The 21,719-nt window shown below is 61.5% G+C and carries 21 protein-coding genes and 1 tRNA gene; 2 read left to right on the forward strand and 20 right to left on the reverse strand.

The genetic code is table 11. From position 1 onward, the window contains the following. Together ENJ19_05385 and ENJ19_05390 are read right to left on the reverse strand one after the other, a co-directional pair. Positions 1 to 904 (reverse strand): aminotransferase class I/II-fold pyridoxal phosphate-dependent enzyme (locus ENJ19_05385; GenBank protein HHM05158.1); only part of this gene is annotated, 904 nt, incomplete at its 3' end. Next, complete coding sequence (locus ENJ19_05390) at positions 894 to 1,694, reverse strand: HAD family hydrolase (protein ID HHM05159.1); 801 nt, start codon at positions 1,692 to 1,694, stop codon at positions 894 to 896. The genes ENJ19_05390 and ENJ19_05385, both read right to left, overlap by 11 nt. A gap of 151 nt (positions 1,695 to 1,845) precedes the next feature. Here ENJ19_05390 and dksA point away from each other — a divergent pair, with 151 nt between their 5' ends. Next, positions 1,846 to 2,316, forward strand: coding sequence for an RNA polymerase-binding protein DksA (dksA, locus tag ENJ19_05395; GenBank protein ID HHM05160.1), 471 nt, complete (start codon positions 1,846 to 1,848; stop codon positions 2,314 to 2,316). 52 nt (positions 2,317 to 2,368) lie between these two features. Here the strand turns inward: dksA and ENJ19_05400 are convergent, their stop codons facing one another. After that, complete coding sequence (locus ENJ19_05400) at positions 2,369 to 2,641, reverse strand: DUF3579 domain-containing protein (GenBank protein ID HHM05161.1); 273 nt, start codon at positions 2,639 to 2,641, stop codon at positions 2,369 to 2,371. A gap of 234 nt (positions 2,642 to 2,875) precedes the next feature. Between ENJ19_05400 and acs the strand changes: the two genes are divergently transcribed. Further along, positions 2,876 to 4,840: an acetate--CoA ligase gene (gene acs, locus ENJ19_05405; protein ID HHM05162.1), complete on the forward strand. Its 1,965-nt coding sequence runs from the start codon at positions 2,876 to 2,878 to the stop codon at positions 4,838 to 4,840. Positions 4,841 to 4,943: 103 nt separating this feature from the next. Here acs and ENJ19_05410 read toward each other — a convergent pair whose 3' ends face one another. From ENJ19_05410 to ENJ19_05490, 17 genes are all read right to left on the reverse strand, one after another. Further along, the gene (locus ENJ19_05410; protein ID HHM05163.1) at positions 4,944 to 5,447 is read right to left on the reverse strand and encodes an Hsp20/alpha crystallin family protein; all 504 of its coding nucleotides are present in this window, start codon (positions 5,445 to 5,447) and stop codon (positions 4,944 to 4,946) included. A 26-nt stretch (positions 5,448 to 5,473) separates the two neighbouring features. After that, positions 5,474 to 5,905: an Hsp20/alpha crystallin family protein gene (locus ENJ19_05415; GenBank protein HHM05164.1), complete on the reverse strand. Its 432-nt coding sequence runs from the start codon at positions 5,903 to 5,905 to the stop codon at positions 5,474 to 5,476. A gap of 357 nt (positions 5,906 to 6,262) precedes the next feature. After that, the gene (gene pnp, locus ENJ19_05420; GenBank protein ID HHM05165.1) at positions 6,263 to 8,344 is read right to left on the reverse strand and encodes a polyribonucleotide nucleotidyltransferase; all 2,082 of its coding nucleotides are present in this window, start codon (positions 8,342 to 8,344) and stop codon (positions 6,263 to 6,265) included. Positions 8,345 to 8,449: 105 nt separating this feature from the next. Further along, positions 8,450 to 8,719 carry a 30S ribosomal protein S15 gene (locus ENJ19_05425; GenBank protein HHM05166.1) on the reverse strand — a complete coding sequence of 90 codons (270 nt, stop codon included), beginning with the start codon at positions 8,717 to 8,719 and terminating at the stop codon, positions 8,450 to 8,452. Positions 8,720 to 8,831: 112 nt separating this feature from the next. Beyond that, positions 8,832 to 9,749, reverse strand: a complete 918-nt coding sequence (truB, locus tag ENJ19_05430; protein HHM05167.1) for a tRNA pseudouridine(55) synthase TruB — start codon at positions 9,747 to 9,749, stop codon at positions 8,832 to 8,834. Positions 9,750 to 9,755: 6 nt separating this feature from the next. Then, complete coding sequence (rbfA, locus tag ENJ19_05435; GenBank protein ID HHM05168.1) at positions 9,756 to 10,124, reverse strand: 30S ribosome-binding factor RbfA; 369 nt, start codon at positions 10,122 to 10,124, stop codon at positions 9,756 to 9,758. Between the two features lie 28 nt (positions 10,125 to 10,152). After that, entirely contained in the window at positions 10,153 to 12,708 is a 2,556-nt protein-coding gene (locus ENJ19_05440; protein ID HHM05169.1) for a translation initiation factor IF-2, read from the reverse strand. Between the two features lie 18 nt (positions 12,709 to 12,726). Further along, positions 12,727 to 14,226 (reverse strand): transcription termination/antitermination protein NusA, encoded by a 1,500-nt coding sequence (gene nusA / locus ENJ19_05445; GenBank protein HHM05170.1) that lies wholly within the window; start codon positions 14,224 to 14,226, stop codon positions 12,727 to 12,729. A gap of 66 nt (positions 14,227 to 14,292) precedes the next feature. After that, on the reverse strand, positions 14,293 to 14,751 hold the full coding sequence (gene rimP / locus ENJ19_05450; protein HHM05171.1) for a ribosome maturation factor RimP: 459 nt from the start codon (positions 14,749 to 14,751) through the stop codon (positions 14,293 to 14,295). 188 nt (positions 14,752 to 14,939) lie between these two features. Continuing rightward, positions 14,940 to 15,016 (reverse strand) — tRNA-Met (locus tag ENJ19_05455). A 66-nt stretch (positions 15,017 to 15,082) separates the two neighbouring features. Continuing rightward, complete coding sequence (locus ENJ19_05460; GenBank protein ID HHM05172.1) at positions 15,083 to 15,832, reverse strand: pyridoxine 5'-phosphate synthase; 750 nt, start codon at positions 15,830 to 15,832, stop codon at positions 15,083 to 15,085. A 118-nt stretch (positions 15,833 to 15,950) separates the two neighbouring features. Then, on the reverse strand, positions 15,951 to 16,694 hold the full coding sequence (recO, locus tag ENJ19_05465; protein HHM05173.1) for a DNA repair protein RecO: 744 nt from the start codon (positions 16,692 to 16,694) through the stop codon (positions 15,951 to 15,953). Further along, entirely contained in the window at positions 16,691 to 17,599 is a 909-nt protein-coding gene (locus ENJ19_05470) for a GTPase Era (GenBank protein ID HHM05174.1), read from the reverse strand. Before ENJ19_05470 ends, recO begins: the two co-directional genes overlap by 4 nt. A gap of 191 nt (positions 17,600 to 17,790) precedes the next feature. Further along, positions 17,791 to 18,471: a ribonuclease III gene (locus ENJ19_05475; protein HHM05175.1), complete on the reverse strand. Its 681-nt coding sequence runs from the start codon at positions 18,469 to 18,471 to the stop codon at positions 17,791 to 17,793. Then, positions 18,468 to 18,854, reverse strand: a complete 387-nt coding sequence (locus tag ENJ19_05480) for a DUF4845 domain-containing protein (protein HHM05176.1) — start codon at positions 18,852 to 18,854, stop codon at positions 18,468 to 18,470. Before ENJ19_05480 ends, ENJ19_05475 begins: the two co-directional genes overlap by 4 nt. A 32-nt stretch (positions 18,855 to 18,886) precedes the next feature. Then, positions 18,887 to 19,714, reverse strand: a complete 828-nt coding sequence (lepB, locus tag ENJ19_05485; protein HHM05177.1) for a signal peptidase I — start codon at positions 19,712 to 19,714, stop codon at positions 18,887 to 18,889. A gap of 1 nt (position 19,715) precedes the next feature. Beyond that, a complete protein-coding gene (locus ENJ19_05490) occupies positions 19,716 to 21,509 on the reverse strand; it encodes an elongation factor 4 (GenBank protein ID HHM05178.1) in 1,794 nt (597 codons plus the stop codon). Positions 21,510 to 21,719: the final 210 nt, after the last annotated feature.

The following is a 21,719-nucleotide window of genomic DNA, read 5'->3' on the forward strand; positions in this document are numbered from 1 at the left end:
CCCGCCGTTGTTGGAAGACACGCCGGCGCTGTTCCAGTATCGCCAGGGTGTCCGGCTCGAACGCCGCCAGGGCGGCGTGCTGCGCCGGTGTCGGGGCGGCCAAGAATAAGTTTTGCGCCAGACGCTCCAGGCAGGGGATGTAAGCGGGCGGGGCCACCAGCCAGCCCAGGCGCCAGCCGGTCATGCCGAAATATTTGGAAAAGCTGTTTACCACGAACAGTTCATCGGACACGGCCAGGGCGCTGGACGGCGCGATACCGTACACCAGCGCGTGGTAAACCTCATCCACCACCACCCGGCCCCCGGCGCGGTGCACAACATCAACAATCGTCCGCAACCGTTCGGCCGGCATCAAGGTGCCCGTGGGGTTGGCAGGCGAGGCCAGCAGCAAGGCGGCACTGCGCGCCGACCAGGCGGACTGCACGGCCGCCACGGTGGGTTGAAAGCCGTCTTCCGCGCGCACCGGCAAACTCTCCACCTCCCCTTCCACCAGGCGCACCAAATGGCGGTTGCAGGGATAGCCGGGGTCGGCCATGAGCACCTGCGCGCCCGCTTCCACCAGCGCGGCCACCGCCAGTTGCAGAGCCCCCGAGGCACCAGGCGTAACAACAATGCGCGCCGGCGCGATGCTCAAATCATAACGCTGCTGATAGAACGCGCTGATGGCCTCGCGCAGGGCTGGCAGCCCGGTGGCGGGAGTGTAACGGGTCAGGCCGCCGCGCAGGGCACGTACCCCGGCCTCAACGATGGGCGCGGGGGTGGGAAAATCCGGCTCGCCCACTTCCATGTGGACGATGTCGCGCCCCGCCGCTTCCAGGGCCCGGGCCCGGGCCAGGAGTTCCATCACGTAAAAGGGCTGAATCGCCGCCGCGCGCCGGGCCAGGGGGCGGGGTTCAAGCGCCATGCAACACCTGCTGCCCACCCACGGCCCTGGCATGCAGTTTGCGCAGCAAGGCCAGATCCACCCAGCGATGACCGCAGGCATCCCCCCCCAGCACGGTCATGGGCCGGTCCGGCTCCCCCAGCTGATCCACCACCAGCACCGCACCGCTGAAGTCCTCGCCCCGGCTGTAGTCACTCACCGTCACCACAGTGGGAATACCGGCGCCGACGGCGGATTGCACGCCGTTGGCGGTGTCTTCCAGGGCCAGACATGCCTGGGCACACAGCCCCAGTTCATCCAGCACATAGTGATAAATGTCCGGCGCGGGTTTTTTGTGCGGCACAACGTCGCCGGCGCCGACCACGTCGAACCACGCCGCGACGTCGGGGCCGAAGGAATGCGTCAACAAGGCATCAACGTTTTCCGGTGACGTCGTGGTGGCAATGGCCAGCCGCAGCCCCCCCGCCTGCGCTTCCTTCATCAGGCGCACCACACCCGGGCGCGGCGGCAGCTCACCCCGGGCCATGGCCGCGGCGTAGTGGCGGTTCTTCGCCTGGTGCAGACGCGGTATCACATCCGCCACCTCCCCCATGGCGGGGGGGAGCACGGCCCCGTGATCACGCAGGTAGCGGGTGATGCGTTCCTTGCCACCGCCCACTTTCAACAGCTCGCCGTAGAGGGCCTCGCTCCAGCGCCATTCCAGACCCGCCTCAGCGAAGGCGCGGTTAAAAGCCGGCAGGTGACCCAGGCGTTCGGTTTCCGCCAGGGTGCCATCCACGTCAAAAATCAAAGCCTCAAGTTTTCGCGTCATGGATCCGAATGTTAGGAATTTGGAGGCGCCATGCTACCATAGCGCCCCGCCGGGGGTCGCCTTGGCCAACAGCGCACGAAAGAGCCGGTTCTTGCTTACCGATTCCCGATTTGGTATAGAGGTCAGCTTCGCTTTGCAGGAGACTTAAGTAATGCCCGCAGCCAAAACATCCAGCGGCGCTCAGAAGAAGAAAAAAGCAACGGCGCTTCAAGGCTTTAAGGACTTCACGCCCTATAAACCGAAAAAGGGCGAAGCCTATATGAATGACCGGCAGAAGGACCATTTCCGCGCCCTTCTGAATGCCTGGAAAAAAGAACTCATGGAAGAGGTGGACCGCACCATGCATTACATGCAGGACGAGGCGGCCAATTTCCCCGACCCCAATGACCGCGCCAGCCAGGAATCGGATTTCACCCTGGAACTGCGCGCCCGCGACCGGGAACGCAAACTGATCAAGAAGATCGAGCAGACCCTGATCCGCATCGACAACGACGACTACGGTTACTGCGACAGCTGCGGCGTCGAAATCGGCATCCGCCGCCTGGAAGCCCGCCCCACCGCCACGCTCTGCATAGACTGCAAGACCCTGGACGAAATCCGCGAGAAGCAGCTGCGCGACTGAACCGGCTTGAACAGGGTCGGCCTCTCAGGACTGACCCGGGATCTGGCGTTTTTTATTCGTCACGCATCCGCAAGCCGTTGGAACGTGCGAAGGCCAGTATATGATCAAAGGCCACCGGGTCGTCCCGCTCCAGAGAGCGATCCACCACCAGGCACTTCTCCCCATTGAGCACTTGCGGCCGCACCGTACGCGCATAGTGCAAACGGTGGTCCGGCCCGAACTGGGCCCAGGTGGCCGACAGGCGCTCGATCCAGTCACTGGGGCGGAACCGCCTGCCGTCTTCCACCACGCTCTCAATCACCAGTCGCGAAATGCTTGTGGTCATCGTGTTGTCACCCGCTGTTGAAACCCGCTCTCCTCCAGGCGGGGCTGCTGCCACGCAGCACCCCGCCAACCATCCTCGGTATCGGACAGGCCTCCGTGCCGCTTAACCGTGAGGGCAAGTATTTTTCCGCGTTGTGATCCATGCCTCAAAGCGCGCCCGCCCTGTCCGGGTGATGCACCAGGCAGCGTGTCTTGCTACCATGACGCAGCATGGGAGAACCACCCGGGAGGACACATGGAACAGGAAAAAATAGAATCGATATTGCAGGAAAAACGCCAGTTTGCACCCCCCCCCTCGTTTGCCGAACAGGCCCGGATCAAGCCGGCGGACATGCAGCTCATGCGGCGCCGCGCCGATGGTGACAATCCCGGATTTTGGGCGAAACTCGCCCGCCAGGAACTCCGCTGGCACACCCCCTTCACCAAAATCCTGGATGAAGAAAATGCCCCCCACTATCGCTGGTTTTCCGACGGGATATTAAACGTGTCCTACAACTGCCTGGACCGGCATCTGGAACACAAGGCCAACAAAACGGCCATCGTCTTCGAAGGCGAACAGGGCGATGTACGCCGCCTCAGCTATGGTGAACTGCACGCCGAGGTGTGCCGCTTCGCCAACGCCTTGAAAACCCAGGGCGCCCAGGCCGGCGACCGCGTCGTCATCTACATGCCCATGGTACCGGAAGCGGTGATCGCCATGCAGGCCTGCGCCCGCATCGGCGCCATTCATTCAGTGGTGTTCGGCGGTTTCTCGGCCGAGTCCCTCAAAGACCGCATCGAAGACGCGGGAGCCCGTTTTCTCATCACCGCCGACGGCGGCCACCGGGGCGGCAAGATTGTCGAGCTGAAACGCGCCGCCGACACTGCCCTGGCCAAAGGCTGCGCCAGCATCGAAAAAGTCATCGTCCTAAAACGCAGCGGCCAGGACATTGCAATGGAAAAAGGCCGCGACATCTGGTGGGACGAGGTCATGGCGGGCGCGAGCAGCGATTGTGAGCCGGAATGGGTCAACGCCGAGCACCCTCTGTTCCTGCTCTACACCTCCGGCTCCACCGGCAAACCCAAAGGCATCCAGCATGCCAGCGCCGGCTACCTGCTGTGCACCATCACTACCATGAAGTGGGTGTTCGACATTCGCGACAACGATCTCTTTTGGTGCACCGCCGATGTAGGCTGGATCACCGGCCACAGCTATGTCACCTACGGCCCCCTCGCCTGCGGCGCCACCATGCTGATGTACGAAGGCGCCCCCACAGTGCCCGACGCCGGCCGCTTCTGGAAGATCTGCCAGGATCACAAGGTCACCATCTTCTACACCGCGCCCACCGCCATCCGGGCCCTGATGAAATCCGGTGACGATGTGCCCGGCCGCTATGATCTGTCCAGCCTGCGCCTGCTCGGCACGGTGGGTGAACCCATCAATCCGGAAGCATGGATGTGGTACCACCGGGTGATCGGCAAACAACGCTGCCCCATTGTGGACACCTGGTGGCAGACCGAAACCGGCGCCCACATGATTGCGCCCATACCGGGGGCAATGCCCACCAAGCCGGGCTCCTGCACCCTGCCCCTGCCCGGTATCGAGGCCGACGTGGTGGACGAGGCCGGCAACAGCGTCACCGAACCCGACCGCGGTGGCTATCTGGTAATCAAAAAGCCCTGGCCCTCCATGCTGCGCACCGTGTGGGGAGACGACGCGCGCTACCGGAAAACATATTGGGGCAAGTTCGGCGGCAAATACTACTTGGCCGGCGACAGCGCCCGCAAGGACAGGGACGGTTATTTCTGGATCATGGGGCGCATTGACGATGTACTCAACGTCTCCGGCCACCGCCTGGGAACGATGGAAATCGAATCGGCCCTGGTGGCCCACCCGCGGGTGGCCGAGGCCGCCGTGGTGGGCCATCCTGACGAAATCAAGGGTGAAGCCATCGCCGCCTTTGTGGTCCTGAAAGGCCAGCGTCCGGCCGGCGGGGTGGATGAAGCGCTCACCCAGGAACTGCGCCAATGGGTGGCCGAAGAGATCGGCCCCATCGCCCGGCCCGATGACATCCGCTATGCGGACAACCTCCCCAAAACCCGCTCAGGGAAAATCATGCGCCGCTTGCTGCGCGCCATCGCCCGTGGTGAGGAAATCACCCAAGACACCTCCACCCTGGAAAACGAGGGCATACTGGCCCAACTTCAGGGCAGGGAATGACATACTCAGGCGGGCAGAGGGCCTCTGTCTTGCTATTAAGAGAGGCCGCGCGCCCCTGCCCCCCTTGGGGCAGGAGCGCGGGACGGTGCTGTCTTGATCTTGATCAATCAACGCGGACCTCAACACGCCGACTGCGTGCCCGCGCGCTCTTGGGTAATGTCACGGTGAGCACGCCCCGACGGTAGCGGGCCCGGGCCTGGCTGTCGTCCACTTCAACCGGCAGGGGCACTGCCCGCTGGAACCGGCCGTACGCCCGCTCCATGGTGTAGAACTGATCATTGCGCCGCTCTCGGGAAAAATGTTTCTCACCGCTGACCACCAGCAGACCGTCCACCACCTGGATATCGAAATCCTCCGGCTCCATGCCCGGCACTTCCAGCTTGACAATGACATCCTGGTCCGTCGCACTCACATCCGCCGCCAGCACCGCCCACGGCGAGGCGTAACGTAACACTTGTTGCTCCGCCGACTCCAGCCCGCCTTCGGCCTGCTTGTGAGTAAAACGCGTCAACGCCTGCGCCGCCCGCTGCCGCAACTGATGCCAGGCATCCGACAACGAAGACCATGCCCGTTCGAGACCTTCCCTGACAGGTTGCAGATTCGCCATACGATCACCTCCCGGACAAAATCGGATCAGCTCTCCACCTTAATGCGCCGGGCCTGTGCCTGACGCCGCTTGGGGATGTTGATTTCCAATACACCGTTTTTCCCTTGGGCCGTAACACCCTCGGCATCCGCGGTATCCGGCAAGACAAAGCGGCGATAGAAACTGCCCATGGGGCGTTCCCGCCGTTTGAAGCCGTTCCCTGATTCCTCCCGGTTGCCGCGAATTGCAAGAACACCGTTTTCCATGGTGATCTCCACCTGGGACGGATCGACGCCGGGAATGTCCGCGCTGATGACAAAGGCTTCATCCTTTTCACGAATGTCCACCAGGGGCACCCAGTCACTGGTGACCGCAACGCCCTGGGCCCGGGCCTCCGGCTGGCGCGCGTCAAACAGGCGGTTGACTTCCTGTTGCAACTGCTCCATCAACGAAAAGGGGTCATAAGATGAATAAGCCATGGTGTGTTGCCTCCTGAATTGCTCTGCTGCCCTATGAATACTCCACCGGCTAAAGCCGGTGGTTTCGGGTTACGGCTGGAAGCCGGATTGGTCGGCCATTCGGCCGACTGAAAAAAACCACGAACTGCAACCAATGCGCAATCCGCGTGAATCGGCATATAACTGCGAACCGGTGTTGCTTCGCAACAGCTCATATGCCGGCTAAAGCCGGGGGATTTACAGATCCCCTATTTGTGACTTTAAATTTGGGACCGCAGCGACAATTTCAAGGGCTCGCGGACCTTTGCCCACACGGTGGCGCAGGAACAAAAAAAGGGGCCCCCGGCCCCCCTTGACTGCGGCGATACGTGCCGCCGTCTATTGATCCACTGCCTTGATACTCAGCCGCACCCGGCCCTGCTTGTCGATTTCCAGGACTTTGACTTTGACAATATCTCCCTCCCTGAGCTTGTCGGACACACTCTGCACCCGTTCCTCGGAAATCTGGGAAATATGAACCAAGCCGTCCTTGCCCGGCAAAATAGTAACAAAGGCGCCGAAATCCATGATCTTGCTCACTTTGCCCTCATAGACCTTGCCCACTTCCACATCGGCGGTAATCTCTTCAATGCGGCGGCGCGCCTCCATGGCCGCGGCCTTGTCCACAGACGCTATTTTGATGGTGCCATCGTCAGTGATGTCGATTTCGGTCCCGGTCTCCTCGGTGATGGAGCGGATGGTGGCGCCGCCCTTGCCGATCACGTCGCGGATACGCTCGGGGTTGATTTTCATGGTGACGTAGCGCGGCGCGTATTCGGACAACTCTTCGCGGGGCTTGTCGATGACCTTGGCCATCTCACCCAGAATGTGCTGGCGCCCCGCCTTGGCCTGCTCCAGGGCCACATCCATGATTTCACGGGTGATCCCCTTGATTTTGATGTCCATCTGCAGGGCCGTAATGCCCCCGGCCGTCCCCGCCACTTTGAAATCCATGTCGCCCAGGTGGTCCTCATCTCCCAGGATGTCGCTCAGCACCTGGAACTGATCTCCTTCTTTGATCAGGCCCATGGCAATACCCGCCACCGGCGCTTTCAGGGGAACACCGGCATCCATCATGGACAAACTGGAACCGCATACCGATGCCATGGAGCTGGACCCGTTGGACTCGGTGATCTCCGACACCACCCTTACCGTATAGGGATACTCGTCCATATCAGGCATCACCGCCATCACGCCCCGCTTGGCCAGGCGGCCATGGCCTATTTCGCGCCGCTTGGGACTGCCCACAAAGCCAGCCTCGCCGACGCTGTAGGGCGGAAAATTGTAGTGCAGCATAAAGGGTTCGCGGTATTCGCCCTCGATGGCATCAATCACCTGGGCGTCGCGCGCCGTGCCCAATGTGGTCACCACCAGGGCCTGGGTTTCACCGCGGGTGAACAGGGCCGAACCATGCGTGCGCGGCAATACGCCCACCCGGATGGAAATGGGACGCACGGTTTTGGTGTCACGCCCGTCGATGCGGGGATGGCCGGCGAGGATCCGGCTGCGCACTGTGTTCTTTTCCAAGGCACCAAAGGCATCGCGGACCTGTTCCGCATCCCACAGCGAGTCTTCACCGGCCAGCTCAGCCAGGGCGGCCTGGCGGATCTCCGCCACTTTCTGCTGACGGGTCTGCTTCTCGGCAATCTGATAGGCCTCAGCCAGGGCCGCGGCGCAGCGTTCAGCCACGGCTTGCTGCAGTGCCTCATCCACGGGCGGCGGCTGCCAGTCCCAGGCCGGTTTGCCCGCAACCGCGGCCAGTTCTTCAATGGCCTGGATAGCCGTTTGCATTTGCTCATGGCCGAACATCACCGCACCCAGCATGACCGACTCCGGCAACTGGCGGGCTTCGGATTCCACCATCAATACCGCATCTGCGGTCCCGGCCACCACCAAGTCCAGCTCGGACTCTTTGAGCGCGGTCAGCGTGGGATTGAGCACATATTCGCCATTTTTGTAGCCCACCCGGGCGGCACCTATGGGGCCGTCAAACGGCAGACCGGACAAGGCCAGGGCGGCGGACGCGCCCAGCATGGCGGGAACGTCTGGGTCGATGTCCTTGTCAATGGACATGACCGTGGCGATCACCTGGACTTCGTTGGTAAAGCCCTTGGGAAACAAAGGGCGCAGTGGCCGGTCGATCAGCCTTGAGGTCAGCGTTTCCTTTTCGGTGGGACGCCCTTCGCGCTTGAAAAAACCGCCTGGAATCTTGCCCCCCGCGTAAGTGCGTTCCATGTAATTGACGGTAAGCGGAAAGAAGTCGCGCCCCTCCACCGCTTCGCTCACACCAACGGCCGTCACCAGCACGACCGTGTCGCCCATGCTGATCAACACCGCACCAGAGGCCTGGCGGGCGATTTCATTGGTCTCAATGGTTACGGTGTGCTCGCCGTACTGGAAAACTTTTTTTTGCGGTGTCACGAGTGATTCCTTACGCAAGAGAAGTATAAGAGGTGGTACGAGGGCCCCGCCCGGGCCGCGGCGCTGTCCGCACGGGCAGAAGCACACGCTGCGGAAACGCTTTGCTCAGCGCCGCAATCCCAGGCGAGAAATCAGGCTACGATAGCGTTCCAAATCGGCTTTCTTAAGGTAGTCCAACAACTTGCGCCGTTGGCTCACCATTTTCAACAGCCCCTGGCGCGAATGGTGATCGTGGGCATGATCCTTGAAATGCTCGGACAACTGGTTAATGCGCGCCGACAACAGGGCCACCTGCACTTCGGGCGAACCCGTATCGCCGGTGCTGCGCTGATATTGCTCGATGATCTGCTGCGTGGCTTCGCTGCTCAATGCCATGGACGCGGTACTCCAACTGGTTGGGAACTGATAAAAGCGCGTATTTTACCTGCCATTGACAAATACGCACAAGAAAAACTCAGCAAATATTCAGGAAAAACGGACGCGGCGCTCATCCCGTGGAACCCAGTAAACGCTTGGGCGCAACGCGGCCGTCGGCCAGGACACAACCCACGCCCAGAAAACGCTGGCGGGCGTCGCGCAACTTCACCCAGCCGCTGGTGGGCGCGCGAGGCACGAACACCGCCTGCCCCTGGCGCATGTAATAGGCCATGTCTTCCGAAAGGCACACATCGGGCCACGCGGCCAAGGCCGATTCCATAGGTAACAATAGCTCACTCAGACGCTGATGGTTTTCTTCGGCCAATGTTTCCACCGCTTCCAGGGTCACCGACTGAGTGTCGGCAAACGGCCCGACGCCGGTGCGGCGCAAAGCGGCCACGTGAGCGACGGTACCGAGGGCCACACCAATGTCTTCCGCCAGTGTGCGCACATAAGTCCCCTTGGAACAGGCCACTTCCAATTCCAGGGTCTCACCCTCGTTGCGAAGCAGGCGCAACTCGTCGATGCGCACTGTGCGGGCCTGGCGCTCGATTTCGATACCGCGATGAGCGAGCTTGTAAAGAGGCTGCCCCTTGTGTTTGATGGCGGAGTGCATGGGCGGCACCTGCTGAATGGCGCCGTGAAAAAACATCAGCACCTCGTCGACACGCTCATCACTGAACCCTGCCACCTCCTGGTGTTCGACCAGGTCACCTTCAGCATCTCCCGTGGTGGTTTTGATTCCCAGGCGCACGGTCACGAGATAACGTTTGTCCGATTCCAGCAAAAAGGGCGACAACTTGGTGGCCGCACCCAGACAAATGGGTAACAGGCCACTGGCCAGGGGATCCAGGCTGCCGGTGTGACCGGCCTTGCGCGCCCTGAAGGCCCGCTTCACGGCCTGCAGCGCGGCATTGGAGGTCATGCCTACCGGCTTGTCCAGCAGCACGATGCCATCGATAATTCTTCCTCTGCTACGGCGTACCACTTCAACTCACTCTTTGTCGTTTGGCTGTCCGGCTTTCAGGCCCTCGATCAGGGCTGCCACCCGGTTGCCTTGTTCCATTGAATCGTCATAAATGAACTGCAAATCCGGCACTATGCGGGTGACAATCCGGCGCCCCAACTGACGGCGCAAATAAGCCGCGGCATGATTGAGCGCGCGCACGACCTCATTCACCTCCCCGCTCTGCGCCAACATGGAAACGTAGACCTTGGCATGAGCCAGATCCCGGCTTAAGGAGACGTGGGAAACAGTGACAAACCGAAGCCGGGGGTCGCGGATTCCGGACTGCAGCAAAACGGCCAGCTCCTTTTGGATCTGGCCGCCCAAACGTTCCGCGCGGCTGAATTCTTTCGCCATGGGACGGGTGCCGGAATGCTATGCCGCTTCAGATTTCCCGCGCCACTTCGACGCGTTCGTACACCTCGATCTGGTCGCCGGGCTTGACGTCATTGTAATCCTTCACACCGATGCCGCATTCCGTACCCGCCCGCACTTCATTGACGTCGTCCTTGAAACGCCGCAGGGATTCGAGGCGACCCTCGTAAATCACCACGTTGTCCCGCAGCACGCGGATGGGGTTGTCGCGTTTGACCGTGCCCTCCACCACCAGGCAGCCGGCGATGGCGCCCAGCTTGGGCGAGCGAAACACATCCCGCACTTCGGCCAGACCGACGATCTGCTCTTTGATTTCCGGTGACAGCATGCCGGACAGGGCCTGGCGCACATCTTCAATCACATCGTAAATGACGCTGTAATAGCGCACTTCCACGCCGCGTTCCTCAGCCACCCGGCGGGCGGAACCGTCGGCGCGGACGTTAAAGCCCACCACCACGGCCTGGGAAGTGAGTGCCAGATTGACATCAGACTCGGTGATACCACCGACCCCGCTGCCCACCAGCTTCACCTGCACTTCATCGGTGCCCAGTTTGATCAGGGATTCGCGCAAGGCTTCCAAAGAACCCTGCACGTCAGCTTTTACCACCAGATTCAGGGTATTGACCTCGCCCTGCCCCATCTGAGAGAACATCTCGTCCAGCTTGGCGCCTTGCTGGCGCGCCAGCGCCACATCGCGGAACTTGCCCTGCCGGAACAGCGCGATTTCACGGGCTTTCTTTTCATCAGCCAGCACCACGGCCGCATCACCCGCGTTGGGTGTACCCGACAGGCCCAGAACCTGCACCGGCGTGGAAGGGGGGGCCTCGTCCACGGAATGACCGTTTTCATCAAACATGGCGCGAACCCGGCCGTATTCATGGCCGGTCAGCAACACATCGCCTTTGCGCAGGGTGCCGGATTGCACCAGAATCGTGGCCACCGGCCCGCGCCCTTTTTCCAGGGTGGACTCCACCACCACGCCGTGGGCGGGAGCCTCTTTCACTGCCTTCAAGTCCATCAGTTCGGCTTGCAGCAACAAGGCCTCGAGCAGATCATCCACCCCCTGGCCGGTCTTGGCGGAAACCGGAACGAACATGACATCGCCGCCCCACTCTTCGGGCACCACTTCCTGGGCCACCAGTTCCTGTTTGACCCGCTCTGGATCCGCATCCGGCTTGTCGATTTTATTGACCGCGACCACCAGCGGCACACCTGCTGCCCTGGCATGCTGGATGGCTTCCATAGTTTGAGGCATCACGCCGTCGTCCGCCGCCACCACCAATATCACGATGTCCGTCACCTGGGCACCACGGGCCCGCATGGCGGTAAACGCGGCGTGCCCCGGAGTATCGAGGAAGGTGATCATGCCGCGCCCGGTCTGCACGTGGTAGGCGCCGATATGCTGGGTGATACCACCGGCCTCGCCGGCGGCCACGCGGCTACGGCGAATGTAGTCCAGCAGCGAGGTTTTGCCGTGGTCAACGTGCCCCATGATGGTCACCACCGGCGCGCGGGGCAGGGCTTCACCCTGCGCTTTGCCGGCATCCGCGGCCTCCAGCTCCATTTCCACATCTTGCAGCGGCTTGGCCACATGCCCCATTTCCTCCACCACCAGGGTGGCCGTTTCCTGGTCCAACACTTGGTTGATGGTCGCCATGGTGCCCAGGCTCATCATGAACTTGATGACTTCAGTGGCCTTGACCGACATTTTTTGCGCCAGCTCGGCCACGGTGATGGTTTCGGGAATGCTCACCTCGCGCACAATGGGCGCGGTGGGCCGGGCGAAACCATGCTTGCCTCCCCCCACCGCGACACCGCCCTTGGCGCGGCTTTGCTTGCCTTTGCGACGGCCGGTTTTGCCAGCGGTGAGATGCAGTTCCTTGCGCCCGTATTTGGTGGCACGGGCATCGGCAGCTTCTTTTTCCTTCTCTTTTTTGGCTGGCCGGCGCTTTTCTTTTTTCTCCGGCGCAGCAGGGGCGGCACGACGCGCCCCTTCTTCGCCGGCTTTGCGGGCCCGGCTGGCGGCCTCCTCTTCGGCGCGGCGCCTGGCAGCTTCTTCCTCCGCCCGCTGCTTTGCCTCTTCCGCGGCTTTGCGGCGGCGCTCTTCTTCCTGACGCGCGGCTTCCTCCGCCTGGCGCCGTGCCTCTTCCTCGCGCCGGCGCGCCTCTTCACGCTGCTGGCGTTCCAGGGCTTCCTGCCGCTCGCGCTCCGCCAACTGGCTTTCAATGCGCGCCGCCTCATCCGCCATGGCCACGCTGCGTTTGACGTAGGTGCGGCGCTTGCGCACCTCCACGTTGACCGTTTTGCTCTTGCCCTGCGGCCCGGACTGGCGCAGCTCGCTGACGGTACGCCTTTTCAAGGTGATCTTCTGGGGCTCGCCCACTGCCGACACCTCAGCCGCACCGTGAGAGCGGCGCAGATAGCTCAGCAATTCCACCTTCTCTTTGTCGGAGATGGTCTGCTCCGGCGAAGTGATGGAGGAACCCGCCTGTTCGAGCTGAACCAACAGCCGGTCCACCGGGATACCGACCACTTCCGCAAACTGCTTTACTGTCACTTCAGCCATGTGCACTCTCTCGTTCCGCTAGCCCTGCTGCTCTTCCGCAAACCAGGGGGCCCGCGCTGTCATGATTAGTTCGCTTGCTTTGCGCTCGTCTATCCCTTCGATATCGAGCAACTCATCCACCGACTGCTCCGCCAAATCCTCCCGCGTGACCACGCCGTGCTCCGCCAGGCGAAAGGCCAGCGCCCGGTCCATGCCCTCCATCTCCAGCAGGTCCTGGGCCGGTTCCGGCGTTTGCTCCTCGGTGGCGATAGCGCGGGTCAGCAAGACATCCCGCGCGCGGTTACGCAGCTCTTCGACAATATCACTGTCAAATTCCTCGATGGCCTCCAGCTCCTGCACAGGCACGTAAGCGATCTCTTCTATGCTGGAAAAGCCCTCCTGCACCAGCACCGCCGCCACATCTTCATCCACATCGAGCTGCTCCATGAACGCCTTTTGCAGGGCAATGGTTTCCGCTTCGCTTTTTTCAACCGCCTCGTCCTCGGTCATGACGTTCAGCTCCCAACCCGTGAGCTGACTGGCCAGACGTACATTCTGCCCACCCCGGCCAATGGCCTGGGACAGGCTTTCTTCCGCCACGGCCACGTCCATGCTGTGGGTGTCTTCATCCACCACAATGGATTTCACTTCCGCCGGCGACATGGCGTTGATGACGAATTGAGCCGGGTTTTCATCCCAGGGAATAATGTCGATGCGTTCGCCCGCCAGTTCATTGGACACTGCCTGCACCCGGGAACCGCGCATGCCCACACAAGCGCCCACGGGATCAATACGGGGGTCATTGGAACGCACCGCAATCTTGGCCCGCGATCCAGGGTCGCGCGCGGCGCCCAGGATGTCAATCAAGCCCTCCCCCACTTCCGGCACTTCGAGCTTGAACAATTCAATAATCAGCTGCGGTGCGGTGCGGCTGACAAACAACTGCGGCCCGCGCGACTCGGCCCGCACTTCGCGCAAATAGCCGCGCAAACGGTCACCACTGCGCACCTGTTCACGGGGAATCAAATCTTCCCGGGAAATGAAGGCTTCGGCGTTCCCCCCCAGATCCAGCGTCACACTGCCACGGTCAGCCCGCTTGACCACACCGGAGACCAACTGCCCCACTTTGTCCTGGTAGGCCTCCACCACCTGGGCGCGCTCGGCATCGCGCACTTTCTGCACGATGACTTGTTTGGCGGTCTGCGCCGCTATACGGCCGAAGGCGATGGATTCCATGGGCTCCTCGATGAAGTCACCGACCTGCGCGGCTGGATCGCGCTCCCGGGCTACGCTAAGACGCACTTGGCGCTCGGGGGATTCCCACCCGTCCTCATCATCATCCGCCACCACTTCCCACCGGCGAAAGGTTTCGTAATCGCCGGTTTCCCGGTCTATGGCCACGCGCACGTCGATCTCTCCGCCGTGACGCTTTTTGGTCGCCGTCGCCAAAGCCGCCTCGATAGCGTCAAAGATAATTTCCTTGTCGACGCCCTTCTCATTGGAGACCGCATCGACGACCAACAAAATCTCTTTGTTCATGCTTTCGCCTCACCTCAAGCCCCGGCGGCATGGCCGCCGGCGGACAGGCTTGCTCATCACTACGTGTCAATACTCGGGCACCAGCCGCGCCCGTTCGACTTCTCCCAACGGCACGCAAAGCTCACCGTCGTCCAATTTCATCGCCACATCGCCCCCCCGCATGCCCAGCAACACGCCGGTAAACTGGCGGCGGCCGTCGCGCGCACGGGTCAGACGCAATTTCACTTTTGCACCGGCAAAACGGTTGAAATGCTCCGCTGTAAACAAGGGCCGGTCCAGGCCCGGCGAAGACACTTCCAATATGTACTGCCCCTTGATGGGGTCTTCCACATCGAGCACGCCGCTGATCTGATGGCTGGCCCGCTCGCAATCGTCCAGGGTGATGCCCGCCGGCGCATCAATGTACACCCGCACCACGGAATGGCGCCCCTGGGGCAGGCATTCAACACCCACCAGTTCGTAACCCAGGGCCGCCACCGCGGAGGCGATGGGCTGTTCGACCTTGTCCGGCGCTCTCGTTGTCATCCCCGGCTTCCGAAATAGTACGGCCGAAATAAAAAATGGGCCCATGGCCCACTGTCTCGTTCAAATGCGAAACCAGCACCTGAGGCGCTCGTTCCGAGCGGCTCTGGGGCCTCCGGCTGCGCTCGCCGCAGACCTTCTCCACCCGTTCAGGTAACAAAAAGCCCCGCGCGCGGGGCTTTGTTGTTATGTGGTAGCGGGGGCAGGATTTGAACCTGCGACCTTCGGGTTATGAGCCCGACGAGCTGCCAGACTGCTCCACCCCGCAGCACCGGGCGCAATGTTAACAAACGTGTGCCAGCACTTTCAAGCAATTGGCCCGCTTTGTTCTCGTTTATCTTGCCGCGGCACGCGCGCCCCGCAGCAAGCGCTTCATTTCCCGCACGGCATTTTGCAAGCCGGAAAACACCGCGCGGGCGATAATGGCGTGGCCGATATTGAGCTCGCGCACAGCCGCCAGGGCGGCGATGGCTTCCACATTGTGGTAGTGCAGACCATGGCCGGCGTTGACCTGCATGCCCAAGCTGGCGGCATGGTCCGCGGCGCGGACGATTTTTTCATATTCCCGCTGCCGCGCGGCGGCGCCCCCGGCATCCGCATAGCAGCCGGTGTGGATTTCCACCACCGGTGCCCCCGCCGCAGCGGCGGCATCCACTTGGCGTGGGTCGGGATCAATGAACAGGGACACACGGCAGCCGGCGGCGGCCAGCCGTTCACACGCCTCCTTCACTCTGCTGCCCAAACCGGCCACGTCCAGCCCCCCCTCGGTGGTCAGTTCCTCACGCCGTTCAGGCACCAGGCAGCAGTCTTCGGGCTGAATGCGCTCAGCGAAGGCCAGCATGCCTTCGGTAACGGCCATCTCCAGATTCATGCGCACCGTCAACATGCCCTTGAGCAGCTCCACGTCCCGCTCCTGGATATGGCGGCGGTCTTCCCGCAAGTGCAGAGTGATGCCGTCCGCGCCGGCCTGCTCCGCCTCCAGGGCGGCGTGCACCGGGTCGGGATAGCGGGTCAGGCGCGCCTGGCGCAAGGTGGCAACGTGGTCGATGTTGACCCCCAGTAAAATATCCTGATCCATGAGCATTTCTCTCGTCTCGGTACCTCGGAAGTTGCGCACGACTTCACGGCCGCGCCCCGACACGCTGGGGCGACGCTGTGACGGACCCGGGCTTTTTGATCGGCCCCGCAACGGGGTTTCTCCTTCAGCTTTCTGGCCGGGCCGCAAACAGCCGTCGGCTGGTGAGCGGACGCGCCCCCAGATGCGGGGCCAGCGCGGCACGGAGCACCCGCTTGGCGTCGCGCAGGCTTTGTGGGTCGCTCAAGGTTCCCCGGCGGAGCTGGAGCAGACTGCGGCCGCTGACCCGCACTCCACCGCAGCCTGCGCCTTTATCTTCCAGGGGACCACGTTGCGGGTCAATGATGTAGTGGCGATCGGGCTCCAGCGGCCGGCCGCTGCCGTCCTTGCCGTCCAACGGCAGGCCATAGCCGATTTCACGCAACAAACGCAGCTCAAAGCCCCGCAGCACCCGCTCGAGCTCATCCCGTGCCCCCGCGGTGGAACCCAGACCGGCCAGCCGCTGCAGCGTGTCCACATAACAGGCGTATAGCTCCGGATGGGGGTCGTGACGGTGCAGCAGGCGGGTCAGCAATTCGTTGAGATAGAAACCGCAAAGCAGCGCCTCCCCCGTCAAGGCCAGGGCCGCACCGGCGGGCTCCGCCGCGGTCAGGGTCACCAGGTCGCGCGTGCCCTGCCACGACAACAACAGGGGCTGGAACGGCTGCAGGGTCGCAGCACTCAGGCTGCCTTTCTTCCCCCGGCGCAGACCGCGGCCCACCAGCGCCATCCGGCCATGGCTGGCCGTGAACGCGTCCAGCAACACGCTGGTTTCCCGATAGGGACGGCGGTGCAACAGGCAGGCGGCTTGCAACGGCGTGTGAGGGTTCATCCCTCGTCAGTGTAACCCAAACTGCGCAACAGCCGCTGGTCCTCAGGCCAGTTTTTTTTCACCCCCACCCAGAGCTTGAGGAAGACTTTGCGTTGGAACAAACGCTCCATCTCTTCCCGGGCCGCCTGGCCCACGGCCTTGAGCACGGCACCACCGGAACCGATGACGATGGCCTTTTGGCTGTCCCGCTCCACCCAGATGGCGGCGGCAATCGTCACCAGCCGCCCTTCGTCCTTGAATTGTTCCACGTCCACTGTAAGGGCGTAGGGCAGTTCTTGTCCCAGCCGGCGCGTCAGTTTTTCCCGCACCAGCTCGGCGGCGAGAAAGCGCTCGCTGCGGTCAGTCACCTGATCTTCCGGAAAGAACGGTGGTCCGGGGGGCAAACGCGCCGTCACTTCGGCCTCCAGACGGTCCACGTTGTCCCCTTTCAGTGCAGAAACGGGAACGAGGGCAGCAAATTCACGGGCCCGGGCCAGCCGGGCGATAAACGGCAGCAGGGCCTCTTTGTCCGTCACCCGGTCGACTTTGTTCAGAGCCACCAGCACCGGTGCCGAGACGCCCTTCAACAAGGCGAGGATCTCATCCTCTTGCCTGCCCCACTGCAATGCCTCAAGCACGAAGACGATGACGTCGACATCGTGCACCGCGTTTTTGGCGGTACGGTTCATGTAGCGGTTCAGGGCCCGCTTTTGTTCCCGGTGCACTCCTGGCGTGTCCACGTAGACGGCCTGAGCAGCAGCGCTGGTTTTGATACCCAGGATGCGGTGCCGGGTGGTTTGGGGCCGGCGCGAGGTGATGGCAATCTTTTGCCCCAACAGACAATTCAACAGGGACGATTTGCCCACGTTGGGCCGCCCGATGAGGGCCACATAACCGCAACGTTCCGGCACAGATTTTTCGGACATGTACGACAATCCAGCAATAAAGCCTGACTTGGCAGTTTGTTGAAAAACTCCGTTTTCCAACAAGCTGTATGCGGTGTATGGAGGCACCGTCGTGGCAATGGCAACAGGTCATTGAAAACGGAGGCAGCCGCAAACCGCGTAGGCGGCGGCCGGCGTTGACAAAGGCCAGGAAGGCCTTTGTCAATATCCTGTCAGGACGCGCCGGTCAACAGATCCAGCGTTTTGCAAGCCGCCTGTTGCTCTGCGGCACGGCGGCTGCGGCCCCGGCCGATCACCTCTTCCTCCAGGCCCACGACTTTGCAGCTCACCGTAAAACGCTGATTATGCGCTTCGCCCTCGGTGGCCACCAGGCGGTATTCCGGCAAAGCCTGCCCCCGGCCCTGAAGATACTCCTGCAAGCGGGTTTTGGGATCTTTGAGCACGTCGTCCGGGTTCAGGCCGTTGATGCGGTCCGCGTATAGCGCCGTCACCCAGCGCTGCACCGCGATGAAACCGCCGTCCAGATACATGGCGCCAATCACTGCTTCCAATGCCCCGGCGAGTATGGAATCGCGCCGGTGACCGCCGCTTTTCCGCTCACCGGAACCAAGGCTCAAACAGCCGCCCAGCTCCAGTTGCCGCGCCAGTTCCGCCAGAATTGTGCCGTTGACAAGATTGGCGCGCAGACGGCTGAGCTGGCCTTCCGTGGCCGCGGGGAAGCGCTCGAAAAGCAGGTGGGCGACCAGCAGATTCAACACGCCGTCACCCAAGAATTCCAGACGCTCGTTATTGCGCTTTCCCGCACTGCGGTGGGTCAGCGCCATCTCCAGCAAGGCGGGACGTTTGAAATCGTAGGCCAGTTTGCTTTGCAGGGAGTTCAAAACAGGGTTCAGCGCCGGGTCAGCTCCACTTGGTTGCCGGGGAAATGGACGACAACATCGATGTTCCAAAACAGGGGAACCTGGGCGGAGTAGTCCACAGTGACCACGGTCTTGCCGCGCTGTTGATCAATGGTGATCGCTTTGCCATCCACGCTGTCAATGTCATCGATATCAAAACGCCTGAGTATGCGCTTTTTGAGTTCACGGGCGGACAAGCCCATGCTCTCCTCGTCGTCCTGCAAGGACTGCAACACCGACTTCACTTTGAAGTTTTCCAGATACAAGGGCCCTACTTTGACCAGCACGATCCCGAAAAAGGCGACCACGAGAAAGATGATCAACATCCCGATATAGGTCATGCCCGCTTGGCGATGACGGCCGCTTGAGTGGGACATTGCTTAACTCCTCGATGCAGTGAATTTGAGCTTTACTGGATACTGTCCCCGAGGCGGTTCCAGGTGATGCCGCCGGTGTCAGAATTCCAGTTCATCCAGATAAAAAACGCCTTGCCAACCAGATTCTCTTCCGGCACGAACCCCCAGGCGCGGCTGTCATTGCTGTTGTCACGGTTGTCCCCCATGGCGAAATACTGCCCTTCCGGCACATCCCATTCCCCGAAATCCAACGGCCCGCGATAACCGGGATGCACCACCAGCTTGTGCTCGCGCCCGTCGATCACTTCCTTTTTCAACTTCGCCGGCCACGGAATACCGGTACTCACATCCGTGTAGGGCCCCAGATACTCCTGCGGAAGGGGCTTGCCATTGACATACACCGTTTTGTCGCGGTAGGCGATATGATCACCCGGCAGGCCAATCACCCGCTTGATGTAGTCCACGGAAGGGTCGGAGGGGTATCGAAACACAATCACATCGCCACGCTGGGGTTCGCCAATGGAAACAAACTTCGTATCTACAATCGGCAACCGCAGACCATAACTGAACTTGTTCACCAGAATAAAATCGCCCACCCACAAGGTCGGAATCATGGAACCGGAGGGGATGCGAAAGGGCTCGACCAAAAACGAGCGCAACAGCAGCACTGCCAGAATAACGGGAAAAAATGATTTGGCGTATTCCACCAGCGTGGGTTCTTTGCTGAGGCGGGCCCGGGTATCCTCATCCAGCCCGCCCCGCGCCGCTTCTCCGGCGGCAGCCACAGCCGCCTGACGGCGCGGCGCCCACCAGCGCGCGTCCACGACCCAAACCGCCCCACAGGCCAGCAGGGCCAATACCATTATTGTTTCGAAATCCATCTCATTTTTTTCCTACATGCAAAACCGCCATAAAAGCTTCCTGGGGGATTTCCACCGAGCCGAGCTGTTTCATGCGTTTTTTCCCTTCTTTTTGTTTTTCCAGCAACTTGCGCTTGCGCGTGATATCACCGCCATAGCATTTGGCGGTGACGTTCTTGCGCAAGGCCTTCACCGTCTCCCGGGCGATAATTTTGGCGCCGATGGCGGCCTGAATGGCCACATCGAACATCTGCCGCGGAATCACCTGCCGCAGTTTCTCCGTCAATTCGCGGCCCCGGTAAAAACTGTTTTCGCGATGGGCAATAATGGACAGGGCATCCACTTTTTCACCGTTGATCAAGACGTCCAGCTTGACCAGGTCCGCCGCCTGAAAACGTTCGAACTGATAGTCCATGGAGGCATAACCGCGGCTGACAGATTTGAGGCGGTCATAAAAGTCCATGACCACCTCAGCCATGGGCAGCTCGTAAGTCAGCGCCACCTGATTGCCGTGAAACTGCATTGTTTTCTGCACGCCGCGCCGCTCTTCACACAGGCCGATGACAGCGCCCAGATGACTTTGGGGCACGAGCATATGTGCGGAGATGATGGGCTCACGCATCTCTTCCATATCCCCGACAGCGGGCAGCTTGGCGGGATTGTCCACGTACAAGGTCTCACCCTGCCTGGTCAGCACTTCGTAGACCACCGTGGGGGCGGTAATGATAAGATTGAGGTTGTATTCCCGCTCCAGACGTTCCTGCACGATTTCCATGTGCAACATGCCGAGAAAACCACAGCGGAAACCGAAACCCAGAGCCTGGGAGGTTTCCGGCTCATAGAACAGGGCGGCATCGTTCAGACGCAGTTTGGCCAGGGCTTCGCGCAGATCTTCATACTCGTCGGCGGACGCCGGGAACAGTCCCGCGAACACCTGCGGCTGCACTTTCTTGAAGCCGGCCAGGGGCGCGGCCGCGGGCCTCGCCGTATGGGTGAGGGTGTCACCCACCGGGGCACCGTCAATATCTTTGATGCCGGCGACAACGAAGCCCACCTCCCCGGCGCTGAGTCGCTCTTTGTCGTGACGCTTGGGGGTGAAAATACCAACCTTGTCCACTTGGTAGCTGCGCCCGGTGGACATGACAGTGACTTTGTCCTTGGCCGCCAGCTCGCCGTCGATGACACGCACCAACGACACCACACCGAGATAATTGTCGAACCAGGAGTCAACAATCAGCGCCTTGAGCGGCGCATCCGCATCACCGCGGGGCGGGGGAATGCGTTGCACGAGGCTTTCGAGCAAATCCCGCACCCCCAGGCCCGTTTTGGCGCTCACGGGTACGGCATCCCCGGCCTCGATGCCGATGATGTCCTCAATTTCCCCCTTCACCCGCTCGGGCTCGGCGGTGGGCAAATCGATTTTGTTCAGCACCGGCACCACTTCCAGGCCCTGTTCGATGGCGGTATAGCAGTTGGCCAGGGTCTGGGCTTCCACGCCTTGCGAGGCGTCGACCACCAGCAAAGCCCCCTCGCAGGCCGCCAGGGAGCGGGAGACTTCATAGGAAAAATCCACATGCCCCGGGGTGTCGATAAAATTGAGGAGATAAGTCTCCCCGCCCGGAGAGTGATACTCCAGCGAGACGCTTTGGGCTTTGATGGTGATGCCCCGCTCGCGCTCCAAATCCATGGAGTCCAGCACCTGGGCCGCCATTTCACGATCCGTCAAACCACCGCAAAACTGGATAAACCGATCCGCCAGGGTCGATTTGCCATGGTCAATATGGGCAATAATGGAAAAATTACGTATGTGATTCATCTGGAAAGAAAACTGGGAAAGCCGGACACACTGGCGGCAAAACGCGCAGTGTAACTGATTTTCCCGTTTTCCAGGTAGTGGCTGGCGGCGCTCGCCGGGTTTCGCCCAGGCCCCCATTCCTCACCAGATGCACGTGCCCCCGCCTGTTCTTTGGATTCACGGAGGATTTTCTCCATTCGGAAATACAACGCGTGTATTCCGCAATTTTAA

It is taken from the genome of Gammaproteobacteria bacterium (assembly GCA_011375345.1).
In the GTDB taxonomy this organism is placed as follows: Bacteria; Pseudomonadota; Gammaproteobacteria; order DRLM01; family DRLM01; genus DRLM01.